Raw genomic sequence first — 24,253 nt, 5'->3', positions numbered from 1 at the left:
TCTTGTCCCCTAATCCCATATAGTTATCGTAAAGACACGTAATAGATGGAGATGATGAAATGGCAGAAGCTTTCTTTCCGGAATTATTCAAAAGCTTCTTTATTGCTATGGGGGTACTGCTGGGGGGCTCCCTTCTTGGCGGGCTGGCCTCCTTCGCCATGGGGCAGCCTTTATTCATTGAAATGAGACGACTTTCCGATTTCCTGCGCATCTGGGCCATCATCGCGGCGATCGGCGGCACTTTCGATACGGTTTACAGCTTTGAAAAAGGCTTTCTGAATGGAGAAACGAAAGAACTCTTCAAACAATTCCTATTGATTCTTTCCGCTTTAGGAGGAGCTAACACCGCTGCCATGATCATTTCATGGCTCACACAGGAGCATATGCCGTCATGAGAATCCCACCCTTTTACCGGCTTCCTTCCTGGCAGCGATTCTTTGCAGGAATGGTTGTAGGCGGAATCATCAGCTGGATGATCTTCTTATTCATGTTCGGAACCATGCATGAGAAGCAAGCGCAGAAGATAGAAGAACAAAAACATGACATTAGCAAACTGAAAAACACCCTCTCCTATCTTCAAGAAGAATACAAACAATTAAACAACGAAAACGAAGACGAACTCACCATCCAGGAAGTCAAAGTAAAGATCATCAACAATACGAAAACAAAAGTGGAATTACTCAGTATACACGAAACAGAGGACCGGTTGAGCGAGGATTTGCGGAGCCTTTTGACCAAAGACTTAGAAACGGTGTACGGGAATAAGGAACTCATCAAGAAGATCATTGAAAATAAAACCGTTAAATTGAATGACAAGTCCTTTAATTTGAAAGTGCGGGAGATGTACTTTTATACGACTACACAGATTACGTTGGAGTTGAGGTATGAGGAGTGATGAGCTTAGTTTTGTTGTGAACCTGTCGGATGGATGACAGGTTCTTTTTTGTTGAATTCGTGCACTTTAATAGTGAAACCGGCATCTAGAGCGGTCATTTGCTTGTCGGTATCCCTATTCGATACGCATTTGGTGGTATTTTCTATCTCCCTTTTTACTTGATTGCGTCATTTGAGGCTGTGATTGCGTCAAAATTCAATTTATTGCGTCGTTATTTTAGGAATTGCGTCAAAAGAGGGCTTGATTGCATCATTTTCAGTGTTAATTGCGCCAATTTCCAAGATTAGCCAAATTCACCTCACGTTCCTCTCCCCCCTCTGTATCTTCCAATAAAATGATCAAAACGCTTGGTGCCTATAACAAAGACAGGCTCGATTCATGGGGATCACCTGGCCTTTAGTTGAAAAAATTGAAAGATAGACTTTTACTTTATGACTTTCGCTAGTCCTAAAGCAAGATGCTCCCAAAGGATTTTCTCTACAATCTGAGATTTTGTTTCGTCACACTCCACAATGAGAATGACTTCAGATTGCTTCCCCTTTAATCTATGCTTTCCCCGATTTTTGAAAGAGACAAGGAACAACCGGATCACCAGTCCAACCACAAACCCTCCAATTGCACCTATTAACCCCCAATAGATGGGACCCCACTTCAGTTCAAAACCGATGCTAGCCGTAACGACAGCAGATGCTGTGGCCAGAGGCATCGCAATATCAATAAGGGATAATCCGTCGGACCGGTGCAACGTATCAAATAGTTTCCTGCTTTCTTTCCGATTATCAAGTGGGACTGCATATATATCTTCCTTTTTTATCCCTATTTTCTCTAAGTTTGCGATAGCAATTTCTAAAAAGATATGATTTTCGAAAGTTGAAAACAATTGCATGGTCATATACGTTTTTTTCCTTTCAGAATGTGAAATGTTCTTTTTTGATAATGTTCTTTTAAAAAACGCCTCTGTTCTTTCTGATAAAGTTTATTATTTTCGACTGTGTTCATATAGGCATCGACTATAGCAAACCCATATAGGGAGGGAAACATCAGCAACCACTCAGGATTCAATACCTCAGTAGCTCTTTCGATTTCCCCAATAAAAAGCAAGGATACTCCTTCCAACATGTGAGAGTAGTAAAAGAACACAACACTCCAAACGATTACGACAAGTGCTGTCACGATCCGATGAATGTAAAGCTGCCCCAACCCAGGCATAAATAAAGACCATAATGCTGCTAAGAAGGGGGTTCTTTTATCCAAATAATTCATTTCCAATGCCGCGATACTAAAGGTGTTTATTTTGTGATCCTCACGTTCAGAGAGAATATAAACGTTATTCAAATCCACGGTCGTGCGGTAACTATCCCAGATCGCAAAGATGTAGACTGGAATATAAATCAAGAGCCAGCGGGTATCCAATACTTCTTTTGCCATAGGTACGTTCCCCTGGAAAGAATAAATCATGGCCAGATTGACATGTGCTTTCAGGTTTATCACGACTTCCCAAGTTAACAAAAGGTATCCTCTTATATACTTAGAAAGTAATAAATGGCCAAACCCGGGAAAAGACACTGACCACCATGCAATGATGTACGGATTCCTTAAATGGATTTGGGTTGTTCCAAGTATACTGACATGAGCGGTATATCTCCTTGCAGTGTTATCGTTCGTATAGTTATCCAATAAGAGCCCATCCCCAAAAATTAAATAATACCTTTATTTTTCCATACTTTTGAATATTTATGATAACTGTTTCCTTAAATACTGGATTCGAAAAAAACATACCTTTCAAGACGAGCTCAATCGCAATAAATACATATATACTGATGATAGTGAAATCCCCTTTTTACATTTAAATTAATTCTTATTAGGGCTGCACTCATAGTGAAAAATCCAATCATTCAATAAAAAACATGAGAATAACTCCAACATCCATTCGTTGTACATCATGTAAAGGCCTTTCAACCATATAAGGAGCGAAGTAAATGAAAAGTTCACCGACCAATTTCATCATCAGGTTAAAAAAGAAAAAAGAGGATGCATTGGAGTACATTATCGATGCTTACATGCCACTCGCGAAAACCATTGCCAAAAAGATTTTGCACAACAGAAATCGACTTGATATCGATGAATGTATCAACGATGTGTTCCTGACCGTCTGGCAAAATGCCCATCAGTTTAAAGGAGAACCTGAGGACTTCAAAAAATGGATTGGGATGATCACAAAGTATAAAGCAATCGACCGATACCGGCAGGCAGAGAAGCGCAACGCACGTGAACAAACGGACGAATCCCTACTTCAAAAAGGAAGTTCTCTCGCAACCGATACCTCCGTATTGCAGCGGGAAGAAAAAAATGAATTATTAGCGGCGATCAGCCAGCTTGAGGACCTGGACCGGGATATTTTCATGATGAAATATTATTTAGATTTAACGAACAAGGAAATTGCAGATCAATTAAACCTTTCGAAAGCGGCAGTGGATAACCGTTTATACCGCGGAAAGAAAAAGTTAGCGTCGAATGTGAAATTAAAGGAGCGGCTGGTATGAGCATGAAGGAATGGATGGATTTAGATATAGAGTCACTTGAACTTGAAGAAGTGACAGAGTTGGAAAAAAAGCGCGTGAAACAGCATGTACTGAAGAAGCTCGAAAATAAGCACGCATGGAGGAATATCGCTGTGGCATCCGTTATGCTGATCGGAATCTCCACTGCTGCGGGTTATGCCTACCCTTCCTTGGCATCGCAGGTTCCCTTCATGGATGATGTCATACAGTATTTCAGTAATGACGAGGCAGGCAAAGAATTCGACGAGTTCTCGACGGATATCGGTCTGGCTGAGATGAGCAACGGGGTGACCGTCATGATCGATAATGCCGTGTATGACGGAACGAATATAACGGTCTCCTATGCGATTGAAACGGATAAAGACTTCGGGGAAGGCATGAACAGCGGGGCACATTGGTTCGACATCGCAGGTTCGAATGGAAGCGGCGGGAGTAGTGAAATCACGAAGATCGGCCCTAATCGCTATGTCGGTTTGTCTACCATCACGCCGAGCTTTAAAGGCGGGGACTTTCCGGAAAAGGTGGATATCACATGGGAACCACAGACGCTTTACAGCACGTCGAATGATGTAAAGGTCCATGGAGAATGGTCATTCGCCTTTTCCTTAAAACGACTGGTAGGAGACGTCAGGCTCGTAAACGAAACCGTTAAAACGAACGATATTCACTTTACATTAAAATCAGTTGAGCTTACCGATGTTTCAACAGTGATCGCCTATGAACAGGTGGTCACAGACACACTTCTCCTGGAGTGGCCGGAAGTTTCACCGGTATTCAAAGTGACGGACGACCTGGGCCATGTCTACCTGGATGGAACGGGGGGCGGAGGCTTTTCAGCGGATAATGGCAAAACATTGGAAGGCACAACAACATTCAGTACCATTCAAGAAGGTGCAACTAAACTCATCATCAAACCCGTGGAAATTGCCAGTCTGGGGTCCGGGAAAGATCATACTGAAATGGAACTCGAACCCATTATCATTGATTTAGAATAATAATTTCTTCTTCCCCTATCGAAGTTGAAGGACTTTAATAGGGGATCTATTTATTTTCAAAGGATTACAGCGTCCCGATATCGGATTGAATCAATCTTGATACTATTTCATCCATAAGCGTTACCTGTATCCCTTCATCCCACTCTCAAATGCTTCCGGGTCGTCATTCTCAACTCCATGGAGTGCTTCCTGCAACGCAAATGTACCCCGGTAAAAGTTCATTCTGGCAAAAATCCGGTCCCCATTCTGATACATCTCCAGGCACCTTCTGACGAAAGGTTCGCCGTAACTGGATAATAGTCCTGCAAAGTCATAAGCGGGATCGCCCACTTCCGATTCACCAAAATCGATGATTCCGGATACTTCATTTCTTTCCCTATTCCAGAGAATATTCGATGCACCAAAGTCTCCATGTGTGAGGACCGGTTTGAAATCCAGAAGTTCATTTTTGGATAAGAACGAATCGAAGTGCCGGCTGACTTCCAGCTTAGCTTTCACATTCATATGGGGAAAGAGTTTCTCTCTGAATCTTTCGTATAAATCTTCAATCGAGCTCCGAATATCATCGATGCTGTTCTTTTCAACCTCTAAATCTTCGACAGGCCGGGAGTGCAATTCAGTCAAAAATTTCACCAATTGGGAAGCGATTTTAAGACTATGTTCTTCATACTCTTTAAAAACCCCTGGCCATAAAGGATCACCCTCAATCAACCTGTATCCGGTAAACACTTTCCCCACTTCTGCGGGCTCCATGGATTGGTAAAGGGGGTATGGGACCGGCAATGAGAGGTTTCCCTTTATACTTTCCAATACGCCCGTTTCTTTCTTCAACTTCCTGATCCCTTCCATGTACTTGGGGAATCGGAACACGATGGAATGGTTAACAATGAGAACATCATTATTCTGACCGATTTCATTCACTTCACTGTGAGTAATCTCAAACTCAGGGTAGACTTCTCTTATTCTCTTTTCATGGATGGGCACTATATATCTGCCTCCTCTATTTCCTATTCTTCCAAAACAACTCATACTCCTCTGCAAACCGCTCTGCCTCTTCAAGAAACGGGTAGTGGTTACTCTTCTCAAAGATGATCAATCTGGAATCCGGTATACCTTCAGCCATTTCAATCGAGTACTTTAATGGACATTGGACATCATATCTCCCACACATGACTAACGTGGGGACTGAAATAAACTCCAGTTTTCTTGTGATATCATACACTTGTAGTTCACGAATAAAAAAGTTCATTCTTGCGGCAGACATCCCTTTATGAATATCAAGCGAAAAAAGTTCACTATATTTTTCAGGTTTATATAATGACAATTTCGTCCTTTCCACTGAAAGCTCTTTTCTTTTTTCAAGTGGTAAATTCGGTTGCTTCAGTGTTTCAATCAACTCCTGCATCCTGTCAAAATCAGGGTGTGCTTTGTTGTAGATGCAGTCTTCCGAAAAGGTCATATACTCTCTCGCAGCCGCCCCGACAATCACAGTGAAATCCAGATTTTTTGAGAAGTGAATTCCGTAGAGGACGCCCAACATCCCTCCAGTAGAATGACCGGCAAATCCCCACTGACGAAACCCTAACTCTTCCCGTACCGATTCCAGATCAAATATGGTTTCCAGCATACTCAGCTGATATGATTCAGTTGCTTTGTCAGAGCCCCCTGCTTCCCGCAAGTTGATCAAGAAGACCTGGTTGGTTCCTGTGAACGCCTCTGCAAAATAGTCTCCAGTATGATTGAACTCAGAATAATGGTGTGTGACACATAGGGGATCTCCCTGTCCTTTGATAAAAACTTCAAATACTCCACGAGTTGTATGCAGTAATTTTCTTTCCCATTTTTTCATCTCTACACCCCTCTTTTTATACTTTTAAAAAGGTCTCACCTGATCCGGGACGATCCCTACCAATCTTCTGCCCGTCAATCATATGACACTATTCCCACTCACTTATCTTTTTAATATCACTAGCGCTCACCCTTCCAAGTGAGCCTTCTTCTAACATTTCGTCAACTTCAACAACAATTTTATCTCCCTCAGAAAAACCTTGGGCATTTTCAGTCTCTACATATAAAAAGGTCATAACAAAATTCGCTAATTCTTCCCGTTTTACATTCTTCAACGACTCGTAGTCGGTGGCAGTCAAGTCCTCTCCAATCAATATCTGATTCTCTTCAACTTCCATGACGTAACCATAAATGACATTTTCACTGGTTTGGGTAGGGTTTTCAAATGAATGAATGATGTACTCAGCGATATCTGTAAACTTGTTCGTTTTTTCACTAGATTCACAGGATTTCCAGTTGAACGTGCGGTCTGCTCCATTTATTTTCACATACATGGAATAGGTATCCGTTTGTTTCTCTTTAGTACATGCATCACTCGAGGGCTTTGAATTCAAATAATTCGCCAACACCAGCTGCTTGTACACTTCTTGCTTATCCTTTTCATTTAGTTGTATGGTTTTTTGTTTTTGACCATTTTCACCATAGGATAATTCTGCTTCAAATACGTCCTGCCGTTTTACATTGTAAGAAACCGTAAGGACCTCACTCATATCCCCGTGGGTTCCTTTACAACCCGTCAGATAATACGTCAGGTTGGTTGGATTTTCTTCTTTATTCATTTTTCGGCATTGAAAGGTATCCACACCGCCATTTCCATATTGATCTCTCGTAAAGTCGTTTTTTACCTCTATATAGTGCCCATCGTAAGATAAATCCGTTATAATGGGATCCCCTTCTATCGTATAGTGGATGACTCTTAAATCTCCATTTTCATCCTTTTCTACCTGCTGAAAATAATTCTCCATGTTATCCAGCCCTGTGATTCCACCGTGCATATCTATCACATCAGCATTCAGTTCAGAACCCTCTCCATCAGCAGGCTGTGCAGCCTGATCTGATTCCCCGCATCCGGTCAGAATAAAGAGAATAACGGAAAGTATCCACACCCATTTTTGAGTTACCATCATCATCCCTCCTGTTTATAATCAATGAAGAATCAAATTTTTTATCCAACATGCTATAGCATTTAATAGAGTATAAATTACAAGTTATATCTATGAAATAGTTCGGGGTAATGGAAGGAATATCCTTTAAATTTAAAGAATAGGAAGAGGAGAGAGTTTGATGATACCTGTTCGTTGTATTAATAATGAGGTTTTTAAATAGAAGGAGGAATGTTTTATGCTGTTTATGATGATTGTTAAGGCAGGTGTGCGGGTAGCGGCAAAAGGACTTCATCCAAGTTCAAATGGGATTCGCCTCTCGTACCCGGAACCAGGGGGGAAAACCGGTGCTTACGGCAGGTCCATTCCCTGAAACGGCCGAATTAGTTGCAGGTTTTTTTCTAATTGATGTGAAGTCGAGGAAAGAAGCCATCGAGTGGGCGATGCGGATGCCGGATCCACAAGGACATGGGGAAGGTCAGATTGAATTACGTCAAGTATTTGAGGCGCCGGGGCAAACTAGTAAACATTCGTGACATTGTTTAATCCAACGAAGAAAAAATCATAAAAGAATTCCGGAAAACAATCTTTTAAATTTTACCGATAAAAAAACAAGCTCAGGTCCTTATACTCCGAGCTTGTTTCGTCGCTAGTAACCTCTTATTATCTTTAGATCAGCCGCACGCTGACTGTCAAACAGTGCAAGGAAGAATGCTTCTTCCTTTGTTCTACATGCTCTTTCCATATTTCAACCATTCTATCGTCCCCTTTAGGCTGACTTTCGTTCGATGCCTCGTAGCCACGCTGTTAACAGTACAGCTCCTGCCACCATGATGGCACCGATCCAAGGTGTATGGATCAAACCGATTCCATCCACAATCATTCCTCCGACAAAGGAACCGATGGCAATCCCGACGTTAAATGCGGCAATATTCAGTGCAGATGCCACATTTACCGCTGAAGGAACATATTTTTCAGCCAGGTTCACAACAAGGACCTGCAGCCCTGGCACGTTCATGAAAGCGAATAATCCCATTAGGAAGATTGCAATTAGACCTGCCACTTTAAATTGTGCTGCAAAGGTAAGAGCTACTAGAATGATGGCTTGCAGAACAAACATCCAGAATAACGCTTTTAATGGACTCTTGTCGGATGCTTTCCCTCCAACGACATTTCCGATGGCGACGGCAATTCCGTATACAAGCAGGATAATACTGACCCACTTCGCACTGAACCCCGTTACGTCTTGCAATAGTGGTGTTAAATACGTGAACGCGACAAACGTACCTCCATACCCCAGTGCGGTGATGGCAAAGGCTAATAGTAATCGGCCATTCGCAAGAATTTTTAATTGTTCGCTGAACTTAGCAGGCGGTGCTTCTTTCAAATCTTTCGGTACAAGGATGGAACTGGCAATGATTCCTACAATACCGAGAAGAGCAACTCCCCAGAATGTGGCTCTCCATCCGAATGCCTGTCCGATGAAGGTTCCAAGTGGTACTCCAGTAACTGTTGCAACTGTCAATCCTGTGAACATAAAGGCAATGGCACTTGCCCGCTTATGGGCAGGCACTAAATCGGCCGCAATCGTCGATCCGATTGAGAAGAATATTCCGTGTGAAAATGCTGTGATAAAACGGGCAACTAACAATAGTCCAAAGCTTGTGGACATCGCCGCAACCGAGTTTCCTACAATAAATACGAGCATCAAGGACATAAGCAGAGATTTTCTGCTCATCTTACCGGTCAATGCCGTCAACACCGGTGCTCCGATGGCCACTCCTATGGCATAACCTGAAATCAACAATCCTGCGAGTGTAATCGATATCGATAAATCATCGGCAATCGATGATAATAATCCTACGGGCACAAATTCTGTCGTTCCAATTCCAAAGGCACTTATGGCCAGGGCAAGTAACGCCGGTGTGCCGCCTTTCGTTTTTGATTGATCTATAGTAGCTGAAGTTGAACTCATAACGTAACTTCCTCCTTAATTGGTTGTATGATTTAAAATAAAATAAGAAACGAAGGCGCCTTTCATTTCTCTGTACACATTATGATAATGAGTACAAATAACTTATGGAAGTACGCACTTTAAAGTCATGTAGGTACTTTTTTGTAACCTAGGGACTTCCAAGTGCCTATACGCCTTTCAAACCCCTTCCGCTGAATCCGGCAGGTACTGTTTGAAAAGCTAAACTGAATTATGAGGGATAGCTAACTTTTTGGGAAGAACGCACTTTGAAGTGGCATAGGCACCTGGAAGTACCTATGAACGGTAAGCTCTTTCCTAGTCAAACGGCTGGGAAGTGGGTACACTAAAAAAGGAATGATGTTATAGAGGAGAGTAGATGATGAAAGCACTTGTGTTTGAAAAGTTCGGTGGACCGGAGGTCCTGCATTACCAGGAAATCGATGCGCCCGAAATCGGACCGGATGACGTTTTAGTTGAAATGAAGGCAATCGGCCTGAATTTCGCCGATGTATATAGAAGAAAAGGCAACTATCACTTGGCTGGAAACCCTCCGTACATATGTGGGTATGAAGGAGCAGGGATCGTCAAACAAGTAGGAAGCAACGTCACGGGAATAGAAGCTGGAGACCGAATCGCTTTTGCCGATGTACCGTATGCCAACGCTGAACTTGTGGCAGTCCCAAAAGAAAAAGCCATCCCGCTGCCAAATGATATATCGTATGAAACGGCTGCATCCCTTTTGTTGCAGGGTCTTACTGCTCATTATTTAACGAAAGACAGCTATAAGATAAAAAATGGGGATACTGTTTTGATCCATGCAGCTGCAGGTGGGGTCGGACAGCTCCTTGTACAAATCGTAAAGATCTTAGGCGGAACCGTCATCGGGTTGACTTCTTCAGAAGAAAAGAGAGAAGCGGCCCTGTCTATTGGAGCCGACAACATGTTTTTATATAGCGACGACTGGAAGCAACTGGTGAAGGCTGTGACTGATGGTAAAGGCGTAAACGTTGTCTATGAATCAGTGGGTTCCACATTGATGGACAGTTTCGAGGTCACACAGATCGGAGGGACGGTCGTATTCTTCGGTATGGCGGGAGGCGATCCGGTTTCCGTTGATCCCCGTATGCTGATGGACACCTCGAAAACCCTGACTGGCGGAGATCTGTGGAATGTGTTGACATCTCACGAAGAACGGGTGACCCGCTCACACGAGTTATTCGGTTGGATTCAGGAAGGAAAGTTGAAGGTTTCTGAACCAACGGTCTTTCCTTTAAGCGAGGGTGCAAAAGCTCATGAATATTTAGAGAGTAGAAAAAGTACTGGTAAAATCTTATTCATTCCTTAATCAAATACTAAAGAGACCCGGTCCCTAAAACGGAACCGGGTCTCTTATACCTTATAAATCCTGCGACAACCGAACCATATCCCTGCACTGGATCCCATTCTCAAAAATTGGTTCAGGATAGTGCCTGACAAAAAAGTCCAAATCCACCCCGACAATTCTGAATCCACACTTTTGATAAAGGGCCAACTGGCCAACGCCTGAGTTCCCAGTCCCAACTTCGATGGTCTTGTAGCCTTTCTCCCTGGCAATCTTTACAGCATCCCTTACCAGCTGTTTCCCGATACCTTTTCCATGCAGGTCTTCTAAAACCGCTACATTGACTAGTTCAATCGTTTCGGGTCTTGTGGGAAGTAATACGTATGTGCCGACAACCTTCTGTTCAAGCTCCGCTACAAAGCATTCGCCCCTTGAAACGTATTCCTTCACAATCTCCTCTGAAGGATCTGCCAAGAGGAGCAATTCCATTGGAAATTCTTCATTTGTCTTCCGTTTTCTGATAATCATTTACTGCCTCCACTGAATGTTTCGTGATCAATTCCAACCTAAGCATAACGTATTCTTGGCGGGGAGGTAATGGCGTTTCTACATAGTTAGAGAAAAAATATTCATCTGGGCATATCCTCTTTACTCACCTGAATTCAATTGTATACTAAGTATATATTGTTCATCTTGAAGATAGTGGTTTAAGGCAGGACCCCTGATGTAAATCGAAAAATTCCTTATTTGTAGCGGCTTACCAGTGTGATTGGTAAGCTATTTTTTTGGACTTTTATATGTACATGCTCTTTAATGGTACCCGCAATCCATTCTTCCATGTACAAGAAATGATTATGTAACACAAAGACGTCAAGCACCCTGTTTTAAGATGCTTGACGCCTCGTCTCGTGCTTTCTAACAATTAGTACTCCTCATTCACAACCGAAAATTCATCAATCACATCACCATCGGAGGTCTTAGTGATGAACGTGATCGTATCCTTATCCACCTTCGCACTCATATACACGGCGATGTTTTCCATGTTGACGTACTCGAATTTCTCATCTGCCACTGCATCATAGTGCTTTTTACCAGTGGTGCCGGCGACTACATAAACCGTTCCATTTTCATCTTCTTTGCCTTCTTTCAGTTTTTTCGTTCTGCCGTAGGCATGATCGTGTCCGGAGAAGACGATGTCGATTCCAAGTTCATCTGCGACCGGAGGCAGCTTTTCCTTCATGATTTCATTGCCGCCAAACGGATTCGTATAGTACGGAGGCTTATGAGTCACAAGAATTTTCCAAGGTTTATCCGAGCTCTCCATATCTTGTTTCAGCCATTCCAATTGTTGATCAAGCACCTTACTATCACTTGTAAAGCCTAGCACACTAATGTGCATGTTGTGATAATCAACGGAATACGTGCCGCCTATGTCTGCATCCGGACCATTTTCAGGTGAGCCAAGGATCGCTTTTGCTATACCGGCGTCATTGTCTCCCATGTATTCATGGTTCCCCAGAGCCGCAACAAGATTGGTCGTGCGAATCTTGTCATACTGACTCATTACTCCTAAAACATCATCCCATTGTTTGAATTTAGAAGATTCATCGACAAGGTCACCGACATGAATCATAAATGCAGGGTCCTGTTCATTTATATTTGAAAGGATCTGATCAAACAGGCTCAAGTCAGATGGTGATTGCGTGTCACCCAATACCGCAAATTCGAATTGATTGTCTCGTTTTAACGTAGTGAATTCCTGCATATCACTCCAATTCTCACCATTTCCAACTCGGTATACATACGTCGTGTCCTGCTTGAGCTTCTCCACTGTAACCTGATTGACTCGAGCGATGCCATTCTTGGTTACATCCAACTCTCCAGTGAAAACCTCATTGCTCCATGACCCCTTAGCGGTTAAAAGGCCCTTATCGCCTTTCTTGTCATAATCCTTCTTTCTTGCATATTGAATGATAGGCGTTTCTTCTTTACCTAGTGGACTGGACATCCAGGTAAACGTTTTAGACTTATAAGGATCATCCGTGGTTGAAGAAATGACATTCTTCATTTCGTCCTTTTCCACTAAAGCTGGATACGTTTGTGTGTCAACCTTGAATGAATATCTCCCGTCTTTTACCGAATATAGGGTAATTTTCTTAATGTCATCCGTAATAGAATCGACAACGAGTGAACCGTCACCTTCTGTTTTCCCAAGTGTAATAGGTTCCTCGTTTCCATCTATGGAGGCGAAAACCTCCGCACCACTGACAGGCTGACCCTCTTGATCCATCACCTTAAGCGCTGCAGGCTCCCCAATTAAAATGGGATCTGCTTCGATTTTTAACGCTGCCTCTACTTCCACACTTAAAGGTTTCATAGAATAGGTGGAGATGAATGTCTCTTCTGCAGGAGGAGCATAGGTTACTTCTCCCTTGATCATCTCTACATTCAGTTTGCTGCCTTCATCTGTGGATTCTGGAATCCTTAATTGAATTTTGGCTGCCTCTGCTGTTGTACCCTTTTCACCATTATTCACTAGATGTATAGTAAGGATTCCCGTTTCAATGTCGTAGCTTGATGTACTTCCAGTAAAGCCGGCTGCAAATGTAACGTCTTCAACCGAAAACTTTTATCCACTTGGAGTTTCATAGTAGATTCAGAGATTTCAGCTGGATTTGTTGCGTTAACAGCCAGTTCAAATTGATCCCCTAAATATGCCTTTTCCTGATTTTGAATGATTTCGATCTTGGCAGATCCAGTGTTCACTGTAAAATAGCCTGTTTTCACTGCCTGGTTCCCGAATTTATCAGGCACCATCAAGGTAAATTGATGTGTACCATCTGCCCACTGTAATCCGCTTAGGGAAACAGAACCGTCCATATCATAAGAGAAATGTCCCGCACGCTTGGAATACTCCTCACCATCCACAAACAATTTAATCTTTTCCCAATCAATTCCTGTTTTGTACGGATCCTCTTCATACTCATGAACATCTGCCTTCAAATTCACTGCGCTGTTTGTATATTCTTTTTCGTCTGCATTAATGGATTCAATGACAGGCGGATATAAGTCATCTACTTTTTCGCCGTAAACCGCACGGATATTATCAATATAGAGGGACCCTTTTGTCATAGGGCCTGTGATGCCCGATTTCGTCGACATCATTCTGAAGGTCTGTGTACCGGATACTTTAAATGGGCCAGTAAAGGATGATGGAATGTCGGCTTCGATGTATTTCCAGCCGATCCAGTCGATCCCAGGCTTCTCTCCGGTTAGATTAATCGATTGATTCTTATTGTTCCCATCCACAATCAACATCCGGAGCCAGTACCCTTGTGCCTCAGGTGTTCCATATACCCACATTCCGAGGCTTTGTGGATCCCCTTCAATCTCCGTATTCACTCCCGGTCCGGCGTATACTCCAAGGGTCGTTCCAGTCTGTGCATTGGTGAAATCAAAATCAAGCTTTAAAGACTGATCCCCAAATCGAACCGGATCCGGGTAGTTTGATAGACTTAGAGTCCCCTTTTCTCCCCGATTGGCTGTAGCTGTCTTCCACGTACCTAAATCGTCTTCGAAATCAAATAACACTTTTGGAAGCGTTCCGACAGAAATTTTCAACTGAGCTGTCAGATCCGTATTTTTCAGCTTTGCCTTGATTATGCCGTTGACACTTTGGTCATTTGTATGAAGGACACCTTCGTCATCAATCGTGCCCAGTCCTTCAGGAATTTCAAACTCTACGTCATCGAGCTTCCAATCGACTACCCGCTTTTCAAACGTTGCGATAAGTCCCAATGGAATCTCACTGTTTCTGGCAACAGTCAGTTCCGGTGAAGAGAAGGCAATCTTGTCAGGTGCAGCAATCTCAATGATGCTTTTGCCAACCTCTTCTCCTTGATGGTTCAACAGCACATAAAATTGACCTGTCTTACCATTAGAGCGAAACACTCCGTTTTCATCGATGGTACCAAATGACGAATCGGATAATTCCCATGTCAGTCCAGAGTCTGGAAGAGGTGCTGAAGCCATGGACTTATCTCTGCCTTTTGCACTGAAGTCTATGGTAGACCCCGGTGTGAAGGATTGATCATAAGGGTAGACATACGCAGAGTGAAAGGCATGGTCCGAAGGCTCTTTTGACACAACAAGCCATGAATTGGCCACACTTCTCTCGCCACGATCGGAAGGCATATTATCGACCTCGAGATCATCCCCTCCAAGTGTACGGGTTGTATACGTAGAGGATCCACCACCATCCAGGTTGAGAGCCGTCACTGCCCCTAAGTCGATCATCATTTGTGCTAAATCAGGCATGGAGATCCCACTGGAATAAGGCTCCTGTCTGCCGTCGATCACAGCAAAGAATACATCACCATCCGCTTTGATTCCGACAGCCGTACGAGGCTCTTTATCCGCTCCTGTTTGAGGAGTTTGATAGATTTGACTGTTTTTTACGAGAATCGCATTTCCACCAAGGGCTTCTTGCAATTCATCCTTGACTCCATCATACTCGGCAGTACTTCCGATCACTGCTTCCCCTGACTTTTTCATTCCAAAGAAACCCCACCCTTGACGAAGTTGATCTTTGATCCCGATTCCATCTTTGAACACAATCCCTGTCGGTTCTCCTGTCGCCATATTATAAAAATCGGCGTTCACAGCAGCCACCACTTTATGATTTTCTCCATCTGCGGCACTGGCCTGCTGCCTGACAGGTTGTAGTCCAAACTCCTCCCCGTCATTCGGTGTTCCCGCTTCAATCGACACGCCGGGGTTCTGAACATCCACATCCACTACAAAACTCTCAATCTTCTTTCCATCGGTACCTTCGAAGCTGTAATGCTTCTCCATGACACCTGGGGCAAGATCCGCCCGGTATTCATTAATCGGTGTTTGTACCACTGGAGAATCCAAATCAAAATCACCCAGTGCTTCTGCAAAATTTGGTGAAAACATGGTGCCCGCGACTGCAATTGACAGTACAACAGGTAATACCCTCTTTAAGGATTTCCTCATCTTCAAGCCTCCTATAATCGTATTCCACATTTCGATAAAATCCATCGATAAATGACATGTTTATCATACTGGAAAAATATTAAAGGATTGTATATTTTTCATTAATTTAGAAGAATGAAACAAAAAGAGGCAATAGGACCTATTATCTTCAACTATTTCCCATTCTAAGGCAGTAATTGTTTTTTAAAGATAGCTGTATGACTCCCTAAATTTAAAATAATGAGCATCATTACAGAAAAAAGCTGTAGATCAGCTACCTGATCTACAGCTTCACCCGACATCCCTCTAAGACATCTTTTATTTCGTCGACATTTTCGACTATAAAAGTAGGGTCAGACTGACTGATTTCTTCAAATGAACCATATCCATACGTCACCCCAATAGAGTCAATTCCGGTATAGTGTGCCCCAATGATATCGTGCTTCCGGTCTCCTATCATAATAAAGCTGCCTGCTTCATATTCATGATAAACATCTAGAATGTATTGAATGATTTCAGCTTTTGACGTTCTTGTTCCATCGAGGTTGCTCCCTGCAATCAGATCAAAAAACTGGTCAATAGTAAAATACTTAAGGATTTGTTCAGCAAAAACAGTAGGCTTTGATGTTGCAACCACCAACGTAAACCCTTTTTCTTTTAACGTTTTCAATAGTGATGGAATATTTGGATAGAGTTTGTTTTCAAACATTCCCTTCTCCTTGAACCGCTCTCTGTAAAAATCAATTGCTCTTTGTATTTTCAGCTCATTAAAATCGTAATGTTCAGCAAATGACACTTGTAATGGTGGCCCAATGAAACATTCGAGCTCATGAACATCAGGAACCTCTACGTCCATATTCTCCAATGCATATTGAACCGATTTAGTAATTCCTTCTTTTGGGTCGGAAAGTGTTCCATCTAAATCGAATAGAATGATTTTATATTTGTTCATATAAACTCCTTTCTTATTAAGCAGGATCAGTTATTTCTTACATTCTTCAAATACTCTATCTTCCCAATATCTTTATGATTATTTTGATCTGCCCGATAGCTGTCCTTAGATGACGCCTCGTAAACACGTAAATACTGCTCGGGATTCAGAAGATAATATTTCACCTCTCCCTTTCGATGCATTTCCAGATTCTCCAATCGTACCCCTGCGAAGTCCGGTAAAGTGTCGATAATTCCAAACTCAACGGATAATCCGTCTTTTGAGAACTCATGTTCATGCAAATCGATTAGGGTATAGTCCATTGACTTCATGATCTTCACAATTTCATTCCAGTTATGTATAGATGTTTCAGGCGGCACTTCCCACCCTCCTTCATCACCAGGTACATGTATATCCAGGTCCTCTGCATCCCAACTCTTTCCCGTTACCACTTCTAAACCAACCGAACCCATTAACAATGGAATAATTCCACGATCATTTAGGCTTTGGGCAATTCTTATAAACTCATTAAATTTGCGATGATCCATTTGTTTGTTCCTCCACACTTCCTACTTTTCAAAAAACTCATCCCTCAGAATACTCATCCTCAACCGGTCTACAAATTCACCGTTCCTCAGCCGGTCCTGCCTTAATATGCCTTCTTCCACGTATCCCTTTTTCTATAAGACTTGATCGCTTTTTCATTATCAATCTCTACTCTTAACCAAATCTTGTTCAGCTCTAATTCCTCGAATCCCCATTGGAGCATTTCATGCATCGCACTTAAACCGTACCCTCTCCCCCAGTAGCGTTTATCCCCTATAGCTACACCTAATTCTGCATGTTTGTTTAATCGATCGATGTTTTTTAAATCGATCCAGCCGATGTGTTTGCCTTCTTCCGTCATGATGGCTTTTTGTTCATATCCATTCGTCCTCTTGATGCACATTTCGATCCAGGTTCGAGTTTCTTCCTGACTGAAGGGAGGGTATTTCTCCGGCATGTTCAAGTGCTTCGTTACTTCTCTATCCAGACACCACTGGTATCGGTCTTCTGCATCATCCAGCGTCAATTCTCTTAATATTACGTTTGGCCATTGAGTCGGTTTCATGGTAGTTTTCCTTTTCATAGTTGAGTGCTTTTGTAATGATTTAATACTTCAATTAGAACCGCTTTGTTGTATTTCGTTTTCCCATGGATTCTTTCAGCCCATTCTTCCACCGTTTCAAGCTTCGGATTCTTCATCAGCCCTTCTGTCGTACTTAAAAAGCTCTCCCAGTTATAAAACTCCCAATGAGCAATTTCAGATTTGTACGGGATTCTGCATTCCAATAATGGATGGTTCTTTATCATATGTTGAGAATGCTCAGCAGCCATTATAAAAGTATCCATCTCAATTGGCTCTGTCTGAAAAACTTGCCTCGATACTTTTCCATTAGGTCGATGATAAAGAATTTCTGTACCTGATGGGTGATCTTGAACCTGCACCCTTGCTGCAGGGAAGAAACCACTTACCTTTTCGTTGGAATAATCTATGCTATCCGTATCTATTAATATCGGATTCAACCATTGGTCACCTAAATCACAAAGGAAGCGTTCACCCTTTTCATTCAGTGCGATGACAGCCGCATGAGCATCTTCCGAATTCAGGTTATGACCAACGGGATAAGCCTCGACCCCATCCCGTCTAAACTCATCAAGTAACCAGAGTGCAAGATCGAAACAATTCCCGGACATCCCGAATTGTTCCCGATGATCCTTCATTAGAGAAACATCCCGCTGTTTCTTCTCGCTTCCCCCGTTATAAAACCAAACCTTTGTTAATGTCTCCATGGGAAAATCATTGAATTTCTCCCACGTCTTTAAAATACTTTCTGAAGCGTTCATTCTTGCACCTCGGATTCTTTCTTTAATTGATCTATGTATGGCTTGATATAGCTTTTATATTCGTCCGTTAAACCATCTGGCAGATTATTGAGTTTGAAAAATTTGATATCAACAGATTCTGTTTTATCGACCTCCAATTTTCCTCTTATGTCCTTTGTGGCATAAACGGCTGTGACGGAATACAATTCATCCCCATTCGATACTTTAAAATAATAGTCAGGCCCGGAGAACACATTTACCAGAGTCAGTTCCCCTATCTCAAGACCGGTTTCTTCCATCACTTCTCGCTTTGCTGTCTCCTCTAGACTTTCACCCAATTCCATCAAACCTCCCGGCAGTCCCCAACCACCGTCCGTCCGGTGCTGCAGAAGCAGTTCATGATGGTCGTTTAAGATAATGACGACAGATCCGGGTAGGATTAAGGGGCTGGTGCCAACCAGTTTTCGCAGATCTTGGACATAGTTCATCATTTCCCCTCCCTTATTTGTTCAAGTTTTACACGCTCCCACCACTTTTTCATATCCTATGACAAGAATAGACTACTCTTCACTTGAAATAACATGGTTGATCATAGCCGTATACACTTTTTAATCCATTAGGAGACACTATTTATCCTGATTTGAGATTATTAATCCTATTACAGATTAATTAATCCGAAATTCCAATAATCAATCCTGATTCGAAATAATGTAACATCCTTGTCGAATTTTATTTATAGTTACGGCTATTTGGAGCATGCTTATATGACTTAGCTTTATTACTGACAATTCCAATTATTCCAGTTTACTGACAACAACTCGATATATATATAGTTATAAAAAAAGAAGCCTATTTGTCAGTGAATGCTCTGTAAGAGACTGAACCAGTCCTTCGTCAAACCAGGAAGAATTTTCAAGTAGCGTGTCATCCAAGTCAAATAAAAGAAGGCTATACTTTTTCATTGACGTATCAACCCTTTTAATCGCTTTTTATAGAGTACGAAATCACTTGTATACTAAAGTTGCGTCTTCAACACAACTTCCCCCCACATCATTTCACCCGTCTTCTCAAATCCCAGACTTTTATATAACTTTATAGCACTCACATTCTCCGGTTCCGCACTTGTGAATAATTCTATATTTCCATATGTATGTGTCAGTTCTTTTAAAAGTAGTTGCGTTGCCTTTTTCCCATAGCCTCTCCCTTGATAATTCTGATCGATCATTAACCGGCTCATCTCCATACGGTTTGTGTCAGGGTCGATCCCATACATGATGAACCCTACCATGCTATGTTGATGATAAATAGCCAATGGATATTGTTCTTCCATAAATGTTGATTGCAGCAATGAATAAGCGTTATCTGCGACAAATTCCTTCTGATGTTCCGAAACAGATAAGGTTACACATTCCTCCCAATTGTCAGCATTGATCTCCTTTAATGCCAGATTCATATAAACCACCCTTTCGATATTGTGGATGAAACCGTCCAGCGATTACTTTTATATCTTGTTCTTTCAATCAACGATGTGACGGCCAGGAACCTTGCATTTTCCTCATTTGAATAATTTGACCCGTATGGTATGCCTCATGAAGCATGATGTCTAAGAGCTTTTCTTCCAGAGCATTATGTTCAAGTTCTTCAGTCGTAGTTCTACCAAGTGCTTCTCTTAAAAGACGGTGAGCGGCATCAGCACGTTCAACGACTGCTCTCCAGGCCTTGTCGTCATTTAGTTGTTCCGTAAGGTAGAAGGTTTCATTTCCATCGAGGGTTTGATTCCATTCTCGGCCTTCTAATTGTGCTGTTAGTCTTTCTTTGTAATAAGTAAGATGATTTACATTCTCCCATATGGTTTTGGTCGCCTCTCCATCCGGTCTCCATCTCGCCTGTGCTGCTGTGATTCCTTCTATTGAAGGTTTGAATGGGGCATACCAACTTTCCTGGTCGTATGTAGTATCGAGCATTCTTAAGAGCAAGTCAGTTCGTTTCATAAGTGTTTTCCTCCTTGGAATTGAAGTTTCATATTGATAGTACTTCAGCATAAAGTGAAGAACTCCTTCTTTTAATAGGGTGGGGACAAAGAATCTGGCCAGACCACATCTTTCCTTTCCACACTCTTTTTCACATAATGTAAGCCATCCGGGAAAATAGTAAGGGCATATGCAAAAAGGAGAATTCACAATGAAAAAAGCTATCGTCTTTACCATCATTCTTGCTCTTATTTTTCCATCAACACCCTCCGCATCCCTAGAGAATCAAGTTAAAGCTGCTTTTATAAGGGAGGGGAATTTGTGGACCTTGATAGATAGCCAAGAAACACAAATAACGAATTCCGAAAACGTCCACTCTCAACCCAAATGGTCAACCGACGGAACCTGGCTTGCCTATCAAGTAGAAACCACTTCTGAATTCGATCAAGGGGAAATGCAGTCAGAACTGTGGACTTACAATCTTAAAACGGGGAAAAAGAAGAAAATTTCTTATAACGGTCATTCTCCAGAATGGGCTCCCCATAAAAACCATGTTGCTTATAATAATAGAGGAATTTTAGATATTTCAGACCTCAAGCGTTTCTACAACATTGCAACCGGGGTCAGTGACTTCACGTGGTTTCCGGACGGTAGTGGATTCCTTCTTTCTTCATCAGGAACCCTCAGCCCGGATGGATGGTCAAGCGCCTCTTTATTCATAAAAAAAGTCGGCGATAACTATGAAGACATTGTTCTTTTTGGTGGGGTGGAGCCATTCTTTACACTCCCAAGGGAAATCGGGACAAGTGATCTAAACAAACTGATCGCGGTTTATGCCGAGCAGCTGTCCTACTCACCGAGCGGCAAGTGGATTTCATTTGTGGTGTCTCCAACCGCCGCCTGGTCCATGGATAGCAATATGGTTTGCATCATCGATAAGGAAGGAAATAACTTCGAAGTATTAGACGAGATGATTTTGCAAGTAGGCGAGCCCAAGTGGTCACCCTCCACTGATACGATTGCCTATATCGCTGGCGGTGGAAGAATTGTTCTCGGGTTCAAAAACAAAGATTTAAAGGTAAAAGAAATGCCTGTTTCAGGAACTTACACCCCTGCCCATTTCGCTGATCTGGATTTTGACTGGATGACTGACAAATCACTGGTCGTTTCGAGAATCAAAGAACAGGAGTGGACCAATGACTTCAGTAAGCACCCGCTTCCTGCCCTTTATACTCTGAATATCGATTCGAATCACCAAATGAAAATTACGAGTCCTCCTAAAGGATATGGAGACTATGCTCCTCAGTTCATCGCGTCCATTTCAAAACTCGTTTGGTTAAGAGGGACATCTTTAACAGATACGACAAGGGATCTGTGGATGGGGAACAAGGATGGTACTGATGCTAAGCAATGGTTGCGGAATATTGAGGAAATTGTTTTTTATAAAATGAAGGGGTAAATCTTGTAGCCTTCCAGTCAAAAGGCCAAGATTTTTCGACAAACGGATCATACAATAAGCCGGGCATAACCCCGGCTTCTAAAAAAATGACCTCTACTACTAACAAGTCACTTTTCAATCTCTAACACAACCACATCAAACAACTCCCCACCCGCATAAAGCACGAACGCCCACTCGCCACGTTCAGGAATGGTAACTGACGACGGAGCATGAACATCCGCACCGTTGTTCTCTCCACCTAGGGGAATGCTCCAGGTCTCACCGTTATTCAATACAGGCTGGACGGTTCCCGACTCCCTGTGATAACCAACCACTGTTAGTTCTGAAGCCTCCGTGTCCCACAGATGCCACATCCATTTTTGTCCGGTCAGGCTTGGCATGTCCGCACCAATGATGCCGGATCTGTTTTCATTCCCTATCAAATTCCGCCCAAATTCGGTTGCCTTCCGATCCCAATTGATTTTGTCAAAATCACTTTTTTGAACATAGTCAGGAATACCCTCGGGTAAAATGATGGGACTTCCTTCTTCCTTTTTACCTACACTCACCACGACATCACCGTAAGTCTTGCCGTTAAGGTAGACTTCATACCTCCATAATCCGCTGTCCGGAACCCGAAAACTCGCCGCGAAGCGCTGTAAGCTTGAGTACCCATTTGAGGGCTCCGTTATTATTTGAGGAGACACCACTTCGATTCGTTGCCCCGTTTCCTTATGAACCGCCGAAATGGAAAGTTCTTTCCCTTTGAATGTGTCAAAAGGTTCTTTGAAACTGAAAATATATCCATAAGGCTTACCTTCATGCAGTTCGGGATCAGGAAATATGCTGAAAACGAGCCTATTATCTTCTGTATAATCGTGTTTTACTTGCCATGTGTTCGGACTACCATTCATCGCTCCATTCTGCTTAACCAACAACTCTGTTGAAACGAAGAAACCTATTAAACAAATGGTAACAGTCGTCATGATAAAAATAATGAATGGTTTAGGGCTCTTTGTCCCCACCTGATTATGAACGGCATGACGGATTTTACTTTTTTGACATTCCGTAAAGTGCCGGCCTTTATGAGTCGTAGAATCCATCGCTTTCTTCAACTCATTAAGCTCATTTTCCATCATGGTCCCACCTTTCCATCATTTTTCTCAGCTTAGCCCTGCCTCTGGTCAATCTTATTTTGATCGTATTCCGGTTCAAGCCTAACAACCCTTTAATTTCATCTATCGAACAATCTTCATAATAATACAGTGTAATGACTTCCCGATACTTTACGGGCAGGGCAAGGACACACCTTGAAAGAATCTCTTCCTCATTTCGCTTCAGGACACTCATTTCAGGTAACGGTTCCTTGGAAGTGAAAAGAGAAAACAGGCTTGAATTCATCACCACTCTCTTAAACGATGAACTCTTCAGGACATCTTTCGATCGATTAATAATCAGCCGATAAATCCACGCTTTAAAAGATTTAATCTCATCTATTTTTTCATAATGCTTGAAGCATGTGACAAATACATCCTGAACGATGTCTTCGGCCATACTCCAATCTTTCACATAGTTGTAAGCCAATTTCGTAAGGCGTTCTCCGTACTCATCCATGATTCCTTCCAGCCAGGAATCCCTGTCTTCTGAATGGTCTTCGTTCTTCACCTTTCTCACACTTCCATCACCTCATTCCCCTTTAATGCTAAGACGAATCAGTTAGTTACAGGTTTCATATTTTTGTAAAATTATATGATGAAAAAATAAGGTACTTAGATCAAGCTTTAAGCACCTTATTTCAAAATATGATATTATTTTTCACTTACTCTAGTCTCACTTAACCAGCGCCGCTCTAAGATTGACACCATACTCCATGTATCCCTTCAAGCATGTCAGCATGTATACCCAACCCTCTTTATTGTCTAATAATTGGTTGATAAGATTTTCGTGGTTCTCATCAAATCCTTCTTCTTTGACTACGACAATTGTGCTGCCTTTTTCTTCTTGCTCAAATGTTATGGTTACTTTATGGCTACCTGCCCACTCGAAGACAATCTTTTTATGTTCTTGAATTTCTTTTATGTCTATATCCCCTTGTGCGTCATATTCTTCATATCTTAAAGTAACAACCCTTCCTTCCTCCCACCTTTCAGAACTTGAAGAAAACCAAAAGTTACCTATTTTTTCAGGATCAACAAATGCCTCAAAAATTTCATGTGCCTGCTTTTGAATTCTCATTTGAGAGAGATTATTCATACATCTTCCACTCACTTTCATGTATTTTTGGGTTATTTCATTTATATACTGTCTACTATTTATTGTCCATTTATTGTCCATTTACTTGGCCATTCTGTT

Annotated in this window: 24 protein-coding genes and 2 pseudogenes; 7 read left to right on the top strand and 19 right to left on the bottom strand. The window is 42.1% G+C overall.

Annotated features, from left to right (window positions below; genetic code table 11):
• Positions 1-59: 59 nt before the first annotated feature.
• Both ytrH and ytrI read left to right on the top strand, forming a co-directional pair.
• Positions 60-395, top strand: coding sequence for a sporulation membrane protein YtrH (gene ytrH / locus ACFQWC_RS00715; protein ID WP_044339284.1), 336 nt, complete (start codon positions 60-62; stop codon positions 393-395).
• On the top strand, positions 392-895 hold the full coding sequence (gene ytrI / locus ACFQWC_RS00710) for a sporulation membrane protein YtrI (protein ID WP_299738993.1): 504 nt from the start codon (positions 392-394) through the stop codon (positions 893-895). The genes ytrH and ytrI overlap by 4 nt, the downstream gene beginning before the upstream one ends.
• 424 nt (positions 896-1,319) lie before the next feature.
• Here the strand turns inward: ytrI and ACFQWC_RS00705 are convergent, their stop codons facing one another.
• Positions 1,320-1,781 (bottom strand): hypothetical protein, encoded by a 462-nt coding sequence (locus ACFQWC_RS00705; protein WP_299739660.1) that lies wholly within the window; start codon positions 1,779-1,781, stop codon positions 1,320-1,322.
• A gap of 2 nt (positions 1,782-1,783) precedes the next feature.
• Positions 1,784-2,572 (bottom strand): hypothetical protein, encoded by a 789-nt coding sequence (locus ACFQWC_RS00700; RefSeq protein ID WP_299738994.1) that lies wholly within the window; start codon positions 2,570-2,572, stop codon positions 1,784-1,786.
• A 302-nt stretch (positions 2,573-2,874) separates the two neighbouring features.
• Between ACFQWC_RS00700 and ACFQWC_RS00695 the strand changes: the two genes are divergently transcribed.
• Together ACFQWC_RS00695 and ACFQWC_RS00690 are read left to right on the top strand one after the other, a co-directional pair.
• Positions 2,875-3,438: a sigma-70 family RNA polymerase sigma factor gene (locus ACFQWC_RS00695; protein WP_377105635.1), complete on the top strand. Its 564-nt coding sequence runs from the start codon at positions 2,875-2,877 to the stop codon at positions 3,436-3,438.
• Positions 3,435-4,451: a DUF4179 domain-containing protein gene (locus ACFQWC_RS00690; RefSeq protein WP_299738996.1), complete on the top strand. Its 1,017-nt coding sequence runs from the start codon at positions 3,435-3,437 to the stop codon at positions 4,449-4,451. The genes ACFQWC_RS00695 and ACFQWC_RS00690 overlap by 4 nt, the downstream gene beginning before the upstream one ends.
• A 120-nt stretch (positions 4,452-4,571) precedes the next feature.
• On the opposite strand, the gene ACFQWC_RS00685 is transcribed toward ACFQWC_RS00690, so the two are convergent.
• The 3 genes from ACFQWC_RS00685 to ACFQWC_RS00675 all read right to left on the bottom strand — a co-directional run bounded on the left by ACFQWC_RS00685 (position 4,572) and on the right by ACFQWC_RS00675 (position 7,423).
• The gene (locus ACFQWC_RS00685) at positions 4,572-5,435 is read right to left on the bottom strand and encodes a phosphotransferase family protein (RefSeq protein WP_299738997.1); all 864 of its coding nucleotides are present in this window, start codon (positions 5,433-5,435) and stop codon (positions 4,572-4,574) included.
• A 16-nt stretch (positions 5,436-5,451) separates the two neighbouring features.
• Positions 5,452-6,300 carry an alpha/beta fold hydrolase gene (locus tag ACFQWC_RS00680; protein WP_341356708.1) on the bottom strand — a complete coding sequence of 283 codons (849 nt, stop codon included), beginning with the start codon at positions 6,298-6,300 and terminating at the stop codon, positions 5,452-5,454.
• 88 nt (positions 6,301-6,388) lie between these two features.
• The gene (locus ACFQWC_RS00675; protein WP_377105632.1) at positions 6,389-7,423 is read right to left on the bottom strand and encodes a DUF4362 domain-containing protein; all 1,035 of its coding nucleotides are present in this window, start codon (positions 7,421-7,423) and stop codon (positions 6,389-6,391) included.
• Between the two features lie 232 nt (positions 7,424-7,655).
• Here ACFQWC_RS00675 and ACFQWC_RS00670 point away from each other — a divergent pair.
• Positions 7,656-7,938: pseudogene (locus ACFQWC_RS00670) on the top strand (YciI family protein); the annotation flags it as partial.
• A 233-nt stretch (positions 7,939-8,171) separates the two neighbouring features.
• Here the strand turns inward: ACFQWC_RS00670 and ACFQWC_RS00665 are convergent.
• Positions 8,172-9,377, bottom strand: coding sequence for an MFS transporter (locus tag ACFQWC_RS00665; protein WP_377105630.1), 1,206 nt, complete (start codon positions 9,375-9,377; stop codon positions 8,172-8,174).
• Between the two features lie 379 nt (positions 9,378-9,756).
• On the opposite strand from ACFQWC_RS00665, the gene ACFQWC_RS00660 reads away from it, so the two are divergent.
• On the top strand, positions 9,757-10,722 hold the full coding sequence (locus ACFQWC_RS00660; protein WP_377105628.1) for a quinone oxidoreductase family protein: 966 nt from the start codon (positions 9,757-9,759) through the stop codon (positions 10,720-10,722).
• Between the two features lie 51 nt (positions 10,723-10,773).
• Here the strand turns inward: ACFQWC_RS00660 and ACFQWC_RS00655 are convergent, their stop codons facing one another.
• The 10 genes and pseudogenes from ACFQWC_RS00655 to ACFQWC_RS00610 form a co-directional block, all read right to left on the bottom strand.
• On the bottom strand, positions 10,774-11,226 hold the full coding sequence (locus tag ACFQWC_RS00655) for a GNAT family N-acetyltransferase (RefSeq protein WP_299739002.1): 453 nt from the start codon (positions 11,224-11,226) through the stop codon (positions 10,774-10,776).
• Positions 11,227-11,620: 394 nt separating this feature from the next.
• A complete protein-coding gene (locus tag ACFQWC_RS00650) occupies positions 11,621-13,234 on the bottom strand; it encodes a purple acid phosphatase family protein (protein WP_377105626.1) in 1,614 nt (537 codons plus the stop codon).
• Positions 13,234-15,717, bottom strand: coding sequence for a phosphodiester glycosidase family protein (locus tag ACFQWC_RS00645; RefSeq protein WP_377105624.1), 2,484 nt, complete (start codon positions 15,715-15,717; stop codon positions 13,234-13,236). The genes ACFQWC_RS00650 and ACFQWC_RS00645 overlap by 1 nt, the downstream gene beginning before the upstream one ends.
• 262 nt (positions 15,718-15,979) lie before the next feature.
• Positions 15,980-16,648, bottom strand: coding sequence for an HAD family hydrolase (locus ACFQWC_RS00640; RefSeq protein ID WP_299739004.1), 669 nt, complete (start codon positions 16,646-16,648; stop codon positions 15,980-15,982).
• A gap of 26 nt (positions 16,649-16,674) precedes the next feature.
• Positions 16,675-17,175, bottom strand: a complete 501-nt coding sequence (locus tag ACFQWC_RS00635) for a phosphoribosylanthranilate isomerase (protein WP_377105622.1) — start codon at positions 17,173-17,175, stop codon at positions 16,675-16,677.
• Positions 17,176-17,196: 21 nt separating this feature from the next.
• Positions 17,197-17,738, bottom strand: a pseudogene (locus ACFQWC_RS00630) (GNAT family N-acetyltransferase).
• Between the two features lie 14 nt (positions 17,739-17,752).
• On the bottom strand, positions 17,753-18,514 hold the full coding sequence (locus tag ACFQWC_RS00625; protein ID WP_377105620.1) for a hypothetical protein: 762 nt from the start codon (positions 18,512-18,514) through the stop codon (positions 17,753-17,755).
• Positions 18,511-18,981, bottom strand: a complete 471-nt coding sequence (locus ACFQWC_RS00620) for an NUDIX hydrolase (protein WP_377105618.1) — start codon at positions 18,979-18,981, stop codon at positions 18,511-18,513. The genes ACFQWC_RS00625 and ACFQWC_RS00620 overlap by 4 nt, the downstream gene beginning before the upstream one ends.
• A gap of 527 nt (positions 18,982-19,508) precedes the next feature.
• On the bottom strand, positions 19,509-19,946 hold the full coding sequence (locus ACFQWC_RS00615) for a GNAT family N-acetyltransferase (protein WP_299739007.1): 438 nt from the start codon (positions 19,944-19,946) through the stop codon (positions 19,509-19,511).
• Between the two features lie 67 nt (positions 19,947-20,013).
• Positions 20,014-20,484, bottom strand: coding sequence for a DinB family protein (locus ACFQWC_RS00610; protein ID WP_299739008.1), 471 nt, complete (start codon positions 20,482-20,484; stop codon positions 20,014-20,016).
• Positions 20,485-20,674: 190 nt separating this feature from the next.
• On the opposite strand from ACFQWC_RS00610, the gene ACFQWC_RS00605 reads away from it, so the two are divergent.
• A complete protein-coding gene (locus ACFQWC_RS00605; RefSeq protein ID WP_377105615.1) occupies positions 20,675-21,922 on the top strand; it encodes a TolB family protein in 1,248 nt (415 codons plus the stop codon).
• Between the two features lie 107 nt (positions 21,923-22,029).
• On the opposite strand, the gene ACFQWC_RS00600 is transcribed toward ACFQWC_RS00605, so the two are convergent.
• The 3 genes from ACFQWC_RS00600 to ACFQWC_RS00590 all read right to left on the bottom strand — a co-directional run bounded on the left by ACFQWC_RS00600 (position 22,030) and on the right by ACFQWC_RS00590 (position 24,154).
• Positions 22,030-23,037 (bottom strand): hypothetical protein, encoded by a 1,008-nt coding sequence (locus ACFQWC_RS00600; RefSeq protein WP_377105613.1) that lies wholly within the window; start codon positions 23,035-23,037, stop codon positions 22,030-22,032.
• The gene (locus ACFQWC_RS00595; protein ID WP_299739012.1) at positions 23,027-23,575 is read right to left on the bottom strand and encodes a sigma-70 family RNA polymerase sigma factor; all 549 of its coding nucleotides are present in this window, start codon (positions 23,573-23,575) and stop codon (positions 23,027-23,029) included. Before ACFQWC_RS00595 ends, ACFQWC_RS00600 begins: the two co-directional genes overlap by 11 nt.
• Before the next feature lie 156 nt (positions 23,576-23,731).
• Positions 23,732-24,154: an SRPBCC family protein gene (locus ACFQWC_RS00590; protein WP_299739665.1), complete on the bottom strand. Its 423-nt coding sequence runs from the start codon at positions 24,152-24,154 to the stop codon at positions 23,732-23,734.
• Positions 24,155-24,253: the final 99 nt, after the last annotated feature.

Source organism: Rossellomorea sp. GCM10028870, from assembly GCF_042666755.1.
Taxonomy (GTDB): domain Bacteria; phylum Bacillota; class Bacilli; order Bacillales; family Bacillaceae_B; genus Rossellomorea.
The sequence above is the reverse complement of the archived record's forward strand: the minus strand, read 5'-3'. Positions and strand labels throughout refer to the sequence as shown.